Raw genomic sequence first — 13,067 nt, 5'->3', positions numbered from 1 at the left:
TCTGCGAAACCGGCAACGCCCGCGCGCCCTACATCATCTTGTCGCGCGCCTGCTCGGCACGGGCGGCGCCGATGGCGGTTTCGACGTTGCGTTCCTCTTCCGGCGGCGGCAATACGGCCGGCAGGCCCAGCGACTGGATCCACAACTCCCGGGCCCAGCCACGCGTGTGATAGAGATGGTGATCTTCCTGTTTCTCCACCTGGTCGTGCGCGGCCTTGAGGATCTTGCCTTCCTGCTTGCCCGCCTTTTCCGCGACCCGGCCGATCAGCTCCCAGTTCTGGTGGTCCTTGGTTTCGGCCAGGACCACGCATTCGGCGGCGACCAGTTCGGCGGCCGCGCCCCCGGCTTCAGCCATCGCCATCTCGATTGCCTTCACCAGCGAGCGGCCCTGATGCGCGACCACTTCACGGCCGGGACTGGCCGCCTCCGGATCCTTGCCAAGCTGTTCGAACACATCCAGCAGGATCTGCTCGTGCTGGCGGGTTTCCTCCAGGTACTTCTGCCATTCTTCCTTCAGGTCCTCGTTCTGCACCGCCTCCAGGGCGGCCGTGTAGACCTGGATGCCGCCGCGCTCGGTTTCCAGCGCCTGCAGCAGCAGTTCGTTCACTTGGGTCTGGTCGGTCATGGATGAGCGTGCCATCGGGATACTCCTTGCCGTCGGGTGGGAGAAAGATTCGTGGCGATTCGCCAACTTGCCGAATGTTCTAGCCTCCGCCATGCAAACGCGCCGTGACAATGCGTCGCCCCCGCGTGCATCCGCCTTTAACGCGATCGATGCACACACGCTCTTGCCGGACTCGGGAGTACAACCGCGCTGTCCTCCCTCCCGGCGTGCGTGGCACGCGGAATTCCAGATGAGTCCGCCAATCGATTCCGCCTGCTGCTACCTGCCCGAACGCGCGCCACCGGTCAACGTGCCGCTGGCGATCTATGCCTGCTCGATCGACGACGTGACCGGATGGTTCAGCGGCCGCTACGACGGCCGCGCATGGCATGCGGAACTCGAATTGGACGATGAGGAGGGCTGGTATGTGCTGGGTTGGCGCCAGCCGCACGCTCCCCTCGACGATGCCTGCGTGGCCTGCGGAGGGCTGCCGACCCATCCGTTGGGGCATGAGCCCCCGCTGCTGCGTACCGCCCCGCCCCACTAGGCATGGCGCGTCCGCGCCGGATGAATCCGCGCCATGCGGCGTCCGCTTCTTAACGAAGCATGGATATCCCCTGCACCCGCGATTTCCAGGGCGTGAGGGAAACTCGCGGGCGTGGACCCCGGAGAACATCCCGGTCGGCTGCACATTCAGTGGACGCACTCCTCGCGGAGCGTCGCCTTGACCCGCAGCCCCACAGGAGAACCGGCCCGAGGCCACAACGGTCGCCGGGAATGGCGGGTCAACCTCGTCTGGATCGCCAACCGGTTCTCCGCTTCCCGCACACGTTCTCTTGATGCCATCGCGGGAAAGGTGCAGTCCTGCAAGCCAAGCAGGAGATGCGCATGGGCAAGACGTCGATCGAAACTCGCCTCGCCGAACTGGAAGCGCTGTGCCGCCGCCTGGAGCCGGCGCTGGACAGGCGCACGCAACACCAGGATCAGGTGGTCGAAAGGGTACTTGAACATTTCGGCAGGCTGCAGGGCCAGCTCGCGGTGATGGGCTACGTGGCCTCCACGGTCATGCAGTCCGTGGACGAGCCGGTGCAGACGCGGTTGATCGCCTGCCTGCAGGTCGCGGCGGAGAATTTTCCGCTTGGCCTGCCGCCCCAGTTCGAGGACGGCTTCCGCGAATCGGCCGAAGCGCTGATCCCGGATATCTGGACCCTGCACTGATCGGGCCCGCTCCGCGTTCGCCCACGACAGGCCGCCGCGCGACCGGATCGCTCACGCCCTTGCCGGAAGTTCCGGCGGCGGCGCCGGGCCGATGTGCTCCAGGGTGCTGGCCAGATCCATCGGCCGGGCCAGCAGGTATCCCTGCACCTGGTCGCAATGATGGCGGTGCAGCCAGTCCAGTTGCGCACGGGTTTCCACGCCTTCGGCGACCAGGGTCAGGCCCAGGCTGTGCCCCAGCGTGATCATGGCGTGGCAGATTGCCGCGCTGCGGTCGTCATCGGCGACGTTGCGGACGAAGGTCTGGTCGATCTTCAGCGCGTCCAGTGGCAATTGGTGGAGGTAGGACATGCTGGAGAACCCGGTGCCGAAATCGTCCAGCGAGGTGCAGATGCCGTGTTTCTGCAACGTGCGCAGGGTCCGCATGGTGCCTTCCGGGCTGTCCAGCAGCATGCTTTCGGTGACCTCGATGTGCAGCGCGCCGCGCGGCAGCCCCTGGCGCTCGTGCAGGCGGATCAGGCGTTCGGCGAAATCGGGTCGGCGCAACTGCGCCGGCGACACGTTCACCGCGATCGGCAAGTCCGACCAACCCGCCGCGACCAGCTTGCGGTGGCATAGCGCCGCCTCCTCGATCACCCAGTCGCCCAGCGTCGTGATCAGCCCGGCATCCTCGGACAGCGGCACGAACTGCGATGGCGGCACGAACCCGCCGTCGGCCTGCGGCCAGCGCAGCAATGCTTCCAGGCAGACCGGCCGGCGATCCTGGAGCCGGTAGATGGGCTGGAAATGGAGCATGAAATCGCGCTGTTCCAGTGCCACGTGGATGCGCCCGATCATGCGCAGCCGTTCGCTGGCGGCCTGGGCCATCGGCGCGTCGAAGATGCGGATGGGCACGTCCTGCGACCGCGCCACGTGCGCGGCCAGTGCGGCGTGGCTGACCGCGTTCTCGAACGATTCGCCGTCGAACCGGGCCACGCCCACCCACGCCTCCAGGCTGCGGCGCGAGCCGCCCTGCTCCACCGGCAGGGTCATCGCGCGGTGCAGTGCGCCGACCGCTTCGTCGACATCCACGCCTGGTCGCAGCGCCACCACGAACGCCTCTGAGGGCACGAACGCGGTCTCGCCCCACGGATCGGCCAGCGTCTCCAGGCGGTTGGTCAGGGTGTCCAGCAGGCGCGTCGCGACCGCCTGGCCGAGGCTGTCGATCACCAGCTCGAGCCCGCGCAGTTGCACGTAGGCCAGCGCATAGCTGCCCTTGCCCTCGGCCGCGAGCGCGGCCTTCAGGCCGGGAAGGTTCAGCAGCCCGGTGGCGGTGTCATGGCTGGCGCGGTAGTTCAGCTCGCGCTCGTAGGCGAGCGTTTCACTGATGTCCTCGGCCAGCACCAGCCGCGCGGGGCGTCCGTCGTAGCTGATGGTGTCGGTGCGCACATGCACGTCGATCACGCTGCCGTCGCGCTTCAGGTGCTTCCAGACCTCTCCCTCGGGCGAGGGCGCCGGCTCGGTCAGCGACTGCAGCATGTCCACGGAACTGCGCGGCGGGCGGATGTCCATGATGGACATCGAGAGGAATTCCTCGCGGGTGTAGCCGTAATGGCGCTCGGCCGCCGCGTTGACCTCCAGGAAGCGCAAGGTTTCCAGATCGAAGACCCAGAACGGCATCGGATTGCGCTCGAACAGCAGGCGGTACTGGCGTTCGGTCTCCAGCAGGCGCGCCTGTGCACTGCGTTCATTGGTGATGTCCACCAGGGTGCCGGTCATCGCGCCGCCGCCTTCCTGCCGTTCGACCGCGCCGCCCCGGGTCAGCAGCCAGCGCACCTGCCCGTCCGGGCGCACGATCCGGTACTCGGCGGTGAACGGTTCGCGGCTCTGCCACGCCTGCGCGAAACGCGCGCGCAGCGCATCGCGGTCATCCGGGTGCACGAGCGCGTAGAACTCGTCCCGATCGGCACTGTTGTGATCGGGCCCCAGTCCGAAGATCTCCGATACCTGTTCGGACCACTCCACCCGGGGCGGCGACTGGCGCACGACCCAACTGCCGGTCTTGCCGATGCGCTGCGCCAGCCGCAGGCCCTCGCCGGCCCGGCGCACTTCCCGCACAAGGCGCTTCTGCGCACGCGCCGCCTGGCGGGTGTGGCGCATGAGGTACAGCAGGCTGGCCCAGTACAGCACGTAGGCGGCCAGGGATCCGAACAGCAGGAGATACCAGGGATGCAGGATCTCCGCGCGTCCCAGCCCCGCGCTGACGAACACGCCGTAGTCGTCCAGGTGCAGCCGCGAGGTGATCCGCACCACGCCGTCCACGCCGCTGCGGCGGATCATCGCGCTGCCCGCGTACGGCGGTCCGGATGGCAGGATCTCGGGGTAGCGGCGTCCGACGTATTGCGCCGCGTCACGGCTGCGCGCCAGCACCGTGCCATCGTGATCCATCACCGTCACCACGCCTTCCCGCCCGGTGTCCAGGCCGGTGACCAGGCGCTGGATTTCCGCCACCCGCAGGCGCGCCACGATCCAGCGGTCATCGTCCATCGACCTCAGCAGCGGCAGCAACCATTCGCCGTCCAGTTGCTGGAGTGCTCCGAAGCGCAGGGCATGCGGCGGCAATCCGCGCGGCGACGCCGGAATCCGCAGGCCATGGCCGGGCGTGATCGCGCGTCCGGCCGCATCCACGATGACGATGCTGTGCAGTTCCTGATGCCGGCCAACGACGCCGGCCACCGCTTCGCCGAGCAGCGCGGGCGCCGATTCGGGAACGGTGCGGAAGGTCTGCTGGGCGTCGCCGGCGATACCGGCCATGGCCCGTTCCAGGTTCCGCAGTTCCAGCCGCAGCAATCTGGCCGTGCCCTCGGCCAGCGCCATGCTCTGGCGCCGCGCCGCGTCCAGCCTCAGTTGATGGTCGCGGTAGACGAAATAGCCCAACAGATACGCGAGCACGAGCGCCAGCGCGATGCCCGACCAGGCGACCGTCCGGGTGGAGCGAACTATGGGCAATTCCTTGTGCGTATCCGTCATGGCGACGCTGAGCAGCCAGGTAGCGGAATGGTCGATGTCCCCCGGGCGCCACCATACCCCTGTGGGCGCTCAAGCGGAAGCCGGTGGCCGCGGGGGACCGCCCGGCGGTCGGCGACGGGCAATCAGGCGCTCTATCCAGGCCAGCAGGACCAGCACGGACAGCGTGGCCGCCGTGATCAGGAAAGCCAGCAGGTCGTAGTCGAATCCAACCGCCACGCCGATCACCGCCACCATCAGCAGCGAAGCCGCGGTGGTGATGCCCGTCACCGTGCCGGCGCCGCGCTGGGCGAAGATGGTGCCCGCGCCGATGAAGGACACGCCGGCGATCACCGCTTCCACCAGCCGGAACGGATCCACCGTGAGGATGGGGCTTGGCTCACGCATGCTCTCGGCCATCACCAGGCCGCCAATGCCGACCAGGAAGGCGGCCGCGCCGCCGACCAGCATGTGGGTGCGGAAACCCGCCGGCCGGTTCTTGATTTCGCGCTCCACGCCGATGCTGCCCGCCAGCGCCATCGCGTACACCACTTCCAGCAGCACGTTCCATTGATCCGCGAATCCGGAAGGCATGCGGTCGTCTCGCAACCCGGGAGATCGCAGCCTCGCGCGGTGGGAGTCAAGGTTCCGTGCGCGAAATGTTGGCGCGCGATGAAGACCCATCCACGCCGCGCTCACGCCGCGCTACCTAGGATGAAACCATGGAAAGCGAAAGTACCCTGGCAGCGGAACCACCGCTGATCGAGGAAGACTGGGCGCTGTTCCTGGATGTCGACGGTTCGCTCGCCGAACATGCGCCCACGCCGGATGCGGTGCGGATTGATCCCGCGATCAAACAGGCCCTGCCCGCGCTGTCCCGCAAATGCGGCGGCGCGCTGGCGCTGGTGAGCGGACGATCGGTGGAAGCGCTGGACGCCCTGTTCGACCCCGTGCATATCGCCGCGGTGGCCGGACTGCATGGGCTGGAACGGCGCTGGCACGCCGGGTGGGAGCCCGCGCCGGTGATGGATGCCGGTTTCCTCGCGCTGGCGGCGGAAGCCGAGGCGATCGCGGTGCGTTTTCCCGGCGCGTTGATTGAATGTCGCGGCGGCTGCCTGTTCCTGCACTGGCGCGCCGCGCCGGAGGCCGCGCCGGAACTGGGCGCTTTCGCAGAGTCCGCGCGCACGCGTTTGCCCCGCCATCGCCTGCACCCCGGTGCGCACGGCATCGAGATCCGTCCGCTTGGCATGGACAAGGGCGCGGCGATCGCGGCCTTCATGCAGGCACCACCGTTCCAGGGCCGGCGTCCGGCCTTCATCGGCGACGACCCCGCCGACGAACCGGGTTTCGCCCAGGTCAATGCGCTGGGCGGCGTCAGCGTGCTCATTGGCGCGGCGCGCGCGAGCGCGGCACGCCATCGGCTGGCTGGTCCCGGCGCGGTGCGCCGCTGGCTGCTGGATTCACTACACGACGAGGTATTGGCATGAACATCGATTCACGGCGCCGGCCCGTGGCCCGCGGCGAGGCTGATGCGGGACGCACGGTGCTGGTCTCCAACCGGGTCGCCCTGCCCGGCGAAACCCAGACCGGAGGCCTGGCAGTGGCGCTTGCCGCGGCCATGGAGGACGGTCCCGGCCTGTGGCTGGGCTGGAGCGGCCGCATGGCCAGCGACGCGCGCCTGCCGCTGGCGCGCACCCGCGCCGGTCGGCTGGAGTATGCATTGCTGGATCTGCCCGCGGACGAGTTCGACGCCTACTACCATGGTTTCGCCAACCGCGTGCTGTGGCCGCTGTTCCACTACCGCATCGATCTGGTCGACTACCACCGCGAGCACCACGAAGCCTGGTGGCGGGTCAACCGCAGGTTCGCCGAAGCCCTCGCCGGCCAGCTGCGTCCGGATGACACCGTGTGGGTGCACGACTACCACCTGATTCCGCTCGGCCAGTGCCTGCGCGAACTGGGCATCGACAACCGGATCGGTTTCTTCCTGCATATCCCGATGCCGCCGCCGGACGTGTTGTCGGCCCTGCCCGTCCACCGCCGCCTGCTCGGTGCGCTGGCCTGCTACGACCTAGCCGGCTTCCAGACCCGCACGGATCTGGACAATTACCTGCATGCGCTGCGCCAGCACGAGATCCGCGCGCAGGGCCGCAGCGGTGCGTTTCCCATCGGCATCGACGTCGAGGCGATCGTGGCGTGCGCGCAGAGCGACGAGGCCAGGACCGCCGAACGCGATCTGCGCGCCAGCCTGTCGGGCCGGCGGCTGGCGATCGGCGTGGATCGGCTCGATTACTCCAAGGGCCTGCCGGAGCGTTTCCGCGCGTTCGAGCGCCATCTGGAAAGCGGCGCGCCCTCCGCAGGCCAGCTTACCTATCTGCAGATCGCCCCGCCCAGCCGCATCCAGGTGCCCGAGTACCAGGAGGTGCGCCGCGAACTGGAAGGCCTGGCCGGCCACATCAACGGTCGCCACGCCAAGCCCGAGTGGACGCCCATCCGCTATGTCAACGACAGTTTTCCGCAGAGCATGCTGGCCGGCTTCCATCGCACCGCCGCGATCGGCCTGATCACGCCGCTGCGCGACGGCATGAACCTGGTCGCCAAGGAATACCTCGCCGCGCAGTCGCCGCTGGATCCGGGCGTCCTGGTGCTGTCGCGCTTCGCCGGCGCCGCCGAGGAGCTGACCGAGGCATTGCTGGTCAACCCGCACGACGCCGATGCGGTGGCCGACGCCATCGACGCGGCCGCGCGCATGCCGCTGCGCGAACGCCAGGATCGCTGGCACGCGTTGATGGCGAAGCTGCGTGGCAACGACGTCGGCCATTGGGCGCGTGGTTTCCTCGACAGGCTGCGCAATGGCGGCGATGCCCGCGACCCGGTGAAGGCACTGCCCGGCATGCGGGCCGGTGCATTGGCCGGAGTGACCGCGCCATGAAGATTGCCCAGATCTCCCCGCTGCTGGAAGCGGTGCCGCCACGACTGTACGGCGGCACCGAACGGGTGGTTTCCTATCTCACCGAGGCGCTGGTCGCGGCCGGCCATGACGTGACCCTGTTCGCCTCCGGCGACTCGCGCACCTCGGCCACCCTGGTGCCCGGTCGCGAATGCGCGATCCGGCTGGACGAGTCGCCGCTGAAGTCGCCGGTCGCCGCGCACCTGGCGATGCTGTCGGACGTGGCCCGGCGCGCCAACGAGTTCGACATCATCCACTTCCACATCGACCTGCTGCCGTTCCCGCTGTTCGAGCCCGTCGCCGCCCGTACGATCAGCACGCTGCACGGGCGCCAGGACAAGAAGGATCTGCCCGCCTACTACCGGCGCTGGCCGGAGTTTCCGCTGGTCTCCATTTCCGAAAGCCAGCGTCGGCCGATTCCCTGGGCCAACTGGCTGGGCACGGTCTACCACGGCCTGCCGGAGGATCTCTATCAGCCGGCGGAGAATCCGGCCGGCGACTACCTGGCGTTCCTGGGCAGGGTGTCGCGTGAAAAACGACTCGACCGCGCCATCAAGATCGCGCGCCGGGTCGGCCTGCCGCTGCGCATCGCGGCCAAGGTCGACACCCATGACCGCGTCTATTTCCGGGAAGTCATCCGGCCGTTGCTGGAGCAGGACGGCGTGGAGTTCATCGGCGAGATCAACGACGCGGAAAAGCCTGCCTTCCTCGGCAACGCGCGTGCGCTGTTGTTCCCTATCGATTGGCCGGAACCGTTCGGGCTGGTGATGATCGAGGCGATGGCCTGCGGCACTCCGGTCATTGGCTGGCGCTGCGGTTCGGTGCCGGAAGTGGTGGACGAAGGAGTCACCGGTCATATCGTCGACTCGATCGCCGCGGCCAGCGCGGCGGTCGAACGGGTGGACCGGATCGACCGCGCCCGCATCCGCGAAGTATTCGAACAACGCTTCTCCGTCACCGCGATGGCGCGCGAGTATGTCGGTCTCTACCAGACCCTGCTGACGCGTCCGGACCTGCGCATGGCCAAGGGTTGAACGATGGAATCAGCCGCCGACGCCGCCCTGTACACCCGCTATGTGTTGAAGGACGGCGACAGTTTCCTGGTCGCCAACAGCTACGGCGACATCGCGGGGCCCGCCGAGGGCTTCTTCATCAGCGATACCCGCGTGCTGTCGGGCTACAGGCTGCGGCTGGGTGACGAGGCGACGACCCTGCTCAGCGCGGCGGTGACCCAGGACAACGTGCTGTTCGTCGCCCACCTCACCAATCGTGCGCTTTCGCCGCTGGATGAAGCCGGCACGCCGCAGGGGCTGATCCACATCAGCCGCAACCGCTTCCTGTGCCAGGAACGGATGTACGAGCGCATCAGTTGCGTCAACTACGGCGAGCAGCGGGTCACCCTGCCGCTGCGCTTCACCCTGGCGGCGGACTTCTGGGACATGTTCGAGGTGCGCGGCAGCCGCCGCTCCGCGCGCGGGCGACTGATGGAACCGGAGCCGGGCGAAATCGGCTACGGCTTCCGCTACGTCGGCCTGGACAACGTCGAACGCGCCTCCTACATACGTTTTTCGATGGCGCCGGTGTTCGCCGGTGCCGGCGAACTGGAGTTTCCGTTGGTGCTGGAACCGGACGAGGTCCGCGAGTTCTACATCGAGGCCGGCGCCGACCCCGGCGAACCGCCCTCGCGCGAACGCTACCGCTACCAGGCCGCGCTGGCACGCCGCCGCATGCGTTCGCGCCAGCGGCGCGGCGCGCGCATCGTCAGCAGCGGTCCGCTGTTCGATCAGTGGATGCGCCAGTCGCGTTCGGATCTGGCGCTGCTGACCAGCGATCTGGAGACCGGCCCCTACCCTTACGCCGGCATCCCCTGGTTCTCGACCCCGTTTGGCCGCGACGCGGTGATCACCGCCCTGCAGACCCTGTGGCTGGATCCGGGGCTGGCGCGCGGCGTGCTGCGCTTCCTGGCCGAACACCAGGCCAAGGAGGACGCGCCGTTCCTGGACGCCTCGCCGGGCAAGATCATGCACGAGACCCGCAAGGGCGAGATGTCCAGCCTGCGCGAGCTGCCGTTCGGCCTGTACTACGGCGGCGTCGACACCACCCCGCTGTTCGTGATGCTCGCGCACGCCTACTGGCGCCGCACCGGCGACGATGCATTCATCCGCGGGCTGTGGCCATCGCTGGAAGCGGCCATCGGCTGGGTGGAGCGCGTATGCGACGCCAATCCGCTGGGCTTCCTCGACTATGCGCGCGGCGAGCAGAGCGGCCTGAGCAACCAGGGCTGGAAGGACAGCGGCGATTCGGTGTTCCATGCCGACGGCCGGCTCGCGCCCGGACCGATCGCGCTGGTCGAGGTGCAGGGGTATGTATACGCGGCACTGCGCGGCATCGCGGCGCTGGCGCCGCTTTGCGCGGACGAGGCAAGCGCGACCCAGCGCGCCACCGCCTGGGAGGCGCGCGCCGACCGCCTCCGCCAGGCCGTGGAAACGCACTTCTGGGACGAGGAACTGAAGTTCTACGGGCTGGCGATCGATGGCGAAGGCCAGTTGTGCCGGGTGCGCACCAGCAATCCGGGCCACCTGCTGTATACCGGCCTGGCCGCGCCCGAGCGCGCCGCCGGCGTCGCCGCGCAGTTGCTTTCCTCGCCGTTCTTCACCGGCTGGGGCGTGCGCACGGTCGCCCGTGGCGAGGCGCGCTACAACCCGATTTCCTACCACAACGGTTCGGTCTGGCCACACGACAACGCGCTGTGCGCCAGCGGCATCGCGCGCACCGGCTTTCGTGGTGGCGCGCCGCGGTTGCTGCGTGGCGCGTTCGAGGCGGCCGTTCACTTCGACATGCGCCTGCCGGAACTGTTCTGCGGGTTCTCGCGTACCCAGGGCGCGCCGCCGGTCGCCTACCCGGTGGCCTGCCTGCCTCAGGCGTGGGCGGCCGGATCGGCGCTGATGCTGTTGCAGGCCTGCCTGGGCATCGACATCGACGGTCGCGGCGAGATGGTGGAAATCAACCAGCCCGAACTGCCGCCGGGCATCGAGGACGTCACCATCAGCGATTTGCGGCTGGGCGCGCGCCGCTTCGATCTGGCCTTCCGCAAGGTCGGCGAGCGCATCAGCGTATTCGCCGAAGGCGAAGGCGCGCCCGGGCTGGCGGTCTGCATCCGCCAGTAAGGCGCACGCTCAGGCCAGTGGCACACCGGCTTCCGGCAGGCGCCGCAGCAGTTCGTACAGCAGCGCGCCGCGTACCGTCGCGACCCGGCGCGGGCCGTCGACATACACCGACAGGTTGAAGAAGATCTTGTTGTCCTTGACCTCTTCCACCAGCACCACCGGTTCCGGCCGCGGCAGCACGTCGGGGTTGGCGGAGATCACCTCCCGCGCCACCGCCACCGCCTTCTCCACGTCGGTCGTCGCCGCCGGCAGCGGCAGCAGGATCTTCACCAGTCCTTCGGAGCGGGTCAGCGTGCGATTGCGCACCACCTTGGTGATCAGTTCGGAATTGGGCACCAGCACGGTGGTGCGATCGGCCATGGTGATCTCGGTGGCGCGCACGTTGATCCGGCGCACGTCGCCCTCGGCGTCGCCCACCACCACCCAGTCGCCGACCCGCACCGGGCGTTCGGCCAGCAGGATCAGCCCGGATATGAAGTTCTGCACGATCGCCTGCAGGCCAAAGCCGATGCCAACGGTCAGCGCGCTGGCGATCCAGGTGATCTTGTCCAGGCCCACGCCCATCGCCGCCAGCGCCATCGATATCGCGATGACCACGCCCACGTAGGTCGCCACCGACACCAGCGAACTGCGCATGCCCGGATCCAGCCGCGTGGTCGGCAGATAGCGACGATTGAACCAGCGCCCGAACAAGCGGGTGGCCAGCATCACCGCCGCGAACACCAGCAGCGCCCGCACCAGATCGCCCGCGCCCAGCCGGAGCTGGCCGATCGCGATCACCGCCGTGCGCGGATGCAGGCGGCCGAACAGTTCGGAGGGACCCAGCCCGTAGGGCGCGGCCAGCAGCACCAGCGCGCACAGCAGCAACAACAGGCGCACTACGCCATAGACGATCGCGCCGACCTGATCGACCTTGCGCGGCTCAAGACCCAGTCGCCATGCCAGCACCCGCCCGGCGCGGCCACCGCCGCCCAGATAGGCGTCGATGGTGTCGCCGCTGGCCGCCGCCAGCAGATAGGTGAACACCAGCACCACGCCGCCCCACAGCGTCTGTTTGATCAGGAAGCCGCCGGCGCCGTAGTAACCCAGCAGCGTGGCGAACAGGCTGCCCAGGATCAGCGCCCAGCCCACCACCACCACGCCGCGCAGCAGGACACGATGGCGTCCCGCTGGAGCATCGGCGGGATTCGCGCGCAGGGCCAGTCCCAGCCGCGACCACACGCTCGCCAGCACCGCGGCCAGGAACACCACCACGCCCGCGATCGCCAGTCGCGACGCGTAGCCCTGCGCCGGCAGCCAGCGCACCACCAGGATCTCCAGCCAGGTCGCGGCGGCGACCGAACCGGCCAACAGCCACGGCACATGGCGCATCCTCGCGGCCACCTCGTCGGGAATGTCGGGCAGGCGCAGGCCCGCGTCGCCGCAGGAAAGCACGTTGCGACCCAGGCTGGCCATGAATGCCGCGAAGGCCAGCACCCCGATCAGCGGCGCCAGCAAGGCCGGCAGCGGCGAGCCGGTGGGCGTGCCCCATCCCAGTACCTGGCCGATCGCGATCAGCAGGGTCGCGCTGCACACGGTCGTACCGGCGACCCGCAGCAGCGCGGGCAGCGAACGCCGGATGCGTCCTTCGGGCAGCCGCGGGATCAGTTTCGATACCAGCCATGGAATGCCCCGCAGCGCACCCGCCCATGCCAGCAGCAGCGCCGCGAGCGCCCAGAAGCGGTCCGTCGCCTGCCTGCGCAGTTCCTGCCAGGCGCCGGCGAGGTCGCGTTCGATCGCGGGCACGGCGCGCGCCCATTCCAGCGCGGCGCCCTGCCACAGGCGCCGGCTGTAGGGCGGCGCATTGTCGCGTTCGCCCACTTCCTCCAGCATTTCACGCGCGCTGGTCTGCGCCGGTTCCGATGGCGTGCCGGTGGAGGACGCGGAGCGCGGTGCGGAAGCGGGAGCCGAAGCGAACGCTCCTGCCATGCCGATCATGGCAGCCGCGGCAATCAGCGCCGCCAGCACCCGCGCCGGCCCGCGCGCGGTGCGGCGGTGTCGCCGGCGGAAGAAAGAGACGGAAATCGCGCGCATGTCGAAGCGAAAATGGAGGATTCCGACCCTACCCGAGCATGCGGACCCGCCATGTGAAGGCTGGGTTGCACAT

At 68.8% G+C, this 13,067-nt stretch carries 9 protein-coding genes and 1 pseudogene; 6 read left to right on the top strand and 4 right to left on the bottom strand.

All coding sequences use genetic code 11. The annotated features are described in order from the left end of the window. Positions 1 to 28: 28 nt before the first annotated feature. On the bottom strand, positions 29 to 640 hold the full coding sequence (locus tag FG323_RS02300) for a DUF892 family protein (protein ID WP_141452813.1): 612 nt from the start codon (positions 638 to 640) through the stop codon (positions 29 to 31). 214 nt (positions 641 to 854) lie between these two features. Here FG323_RS02300 and FG323_RS02295 point away from each other — a divergent pair, with 214 nt between their 5' ends. Together FG323_RS02295 and FG323_RS02290 are read left to right on the top strand one after the other, a co-directional pair. Next, positions 855 to 1,151: a hypothetical protein gene (locus tag FG323_RS02295; RefSeq protein ID WP_141452812.1), complete on the top strand. Its 297-nt coding sequence runs from the start codon at positions 855 to 857 to the stop codon at positions 1,149 to 1,151. Positions 1,152 to 1,492: 341 nt separating this feature from the next. After that, positions 1,493 to 1,822 (top strand): hypothetical protein, encoded by a 330-nt coding sequence (locus tag FG323_RS02290; RefSeq protein WP_141452811.1) that lies wholly within the window; start codon positions 1,493 to 1,495, stop codon positions 1,820 to 1,822. Between the two features lie 51 nt (positions 1,823 to 1,873). On the opposite strand, the gene FG323_RS02285 is transcribed toward FG323_RS02290, so the two are convergent. Together FG323_RS02285 and FG323_RS02280 are read right to left on the bottom strand one after the other, a co-directional pair. After that, positions 1,874 to 4,828, bottom strand: coding sequence for an EAL domain-containing protein (locus FG323_RS02285; RefSeq protein ID WP_141452810.1), 2,955 nt, complete (start codon positions 4,826 to 4,828; stop codon positions 1,874 to 1,876). A 69-nt stretch (positions 4,829 to 4,897) separates the two neighbouring features. Continuing rightward, positions 4,898 to 5,398, bottom strand: a complete 501-nt coding sequence (locus FG323_RS02280) for an MgtC/SapB family protein (protein WP_141452809.1) — start codon at positions 5,396 to 5,398, stop codon at positions 4,898 to 4,900. 128 nt (positions 5,399 to 5,526) lie between these two features. On the opposite strand from FG323_RS02280, the gene otsB reads away from it, so the two are divergent. The 4 genes and pseudogenes from otsB (at position 5,527) to FG323_RS02260 (ending at position 10,921) form a co-directional block, all read left to right on the top strand. Beyond that, a complete protein-coding gene (otsB, locus tag FG323_RS02275; protein ID WP_141452808.1) occupies positions 5,527 to 6,291 on the top strand; it encodes a trehalose-phosphatase in 765 nt (254 codons plus the stop codon). Further along, positions 6,288 to 7,643: pseudogene (locus FG323_RS02270) on the top strand (trehalose-6-phosphate synthase); the annotation flags it as partial. The gene otsB and the pseudogene FG323_RS02270, both read left to right, overlap by 4 nt. Positions 7,644 to 7,732: 89 nt before the next feature. Next, the gene (locus FG323_RS02265; protein ID WP_141452806.1) at positions 7,733 to 8,788 is read left to right on the top strand and encodes a glycosyltransferase family 4 protein; all 1,056 of its coding nucleotides are present in this window, start codon (positions 7,733 to 7,735) and stop codon (positions 8,786 to 8,788) included. A 3-nt stretch (positions 8,789 to 8,791) separates the two neighbouring features. Next, on the top strand, positions 8,792 to 10,921 hold the full coding sequence (locus FG323_RS02260; protein WP_141452805.1) for an amylo-alpha-1,6-glucosidase: 2,130 nt from the start codon (positions 8,792 to 8,794) through the stop codon (positions 10,919 to 10,921). Between the two features lie 9 nt (positions 10,922 to 10,930). Here the strand turns inward: FG323_RS02260 and FG323_RS02255 are convergent, their stop codons facing one another. After that, the gene (locus tag FG323_RS02255) at positions 10,931 to 12,994 is read right to left on the bottom strand and encodes a mechanosensitive ion channel domain-containing protein (protein ID WP_181444058.1); all 2,064 of its coding nucleotides are present in this window, start codon (positions 12,992 to 12,994) and stop codon (positions 10,931 to 10,933) included. Positions 12,995 to 13,067: the final 73 nt, after the last annotated feature.

It is taken from the genome of Pseudoxanthomonas sp. z9, from assembly GCF_006542425.1.
Lineage (GTDB): Bacteria > Pseudomonadota > Gammaproteobacteria > Xanthomonadales > Xanthomonadaceae > Pseudoxanthomonas_A.
Note: the sequence above shows the minus strand (reverse complement) of the source record. Positions and strands in the feature narration are given on the sequence as shown.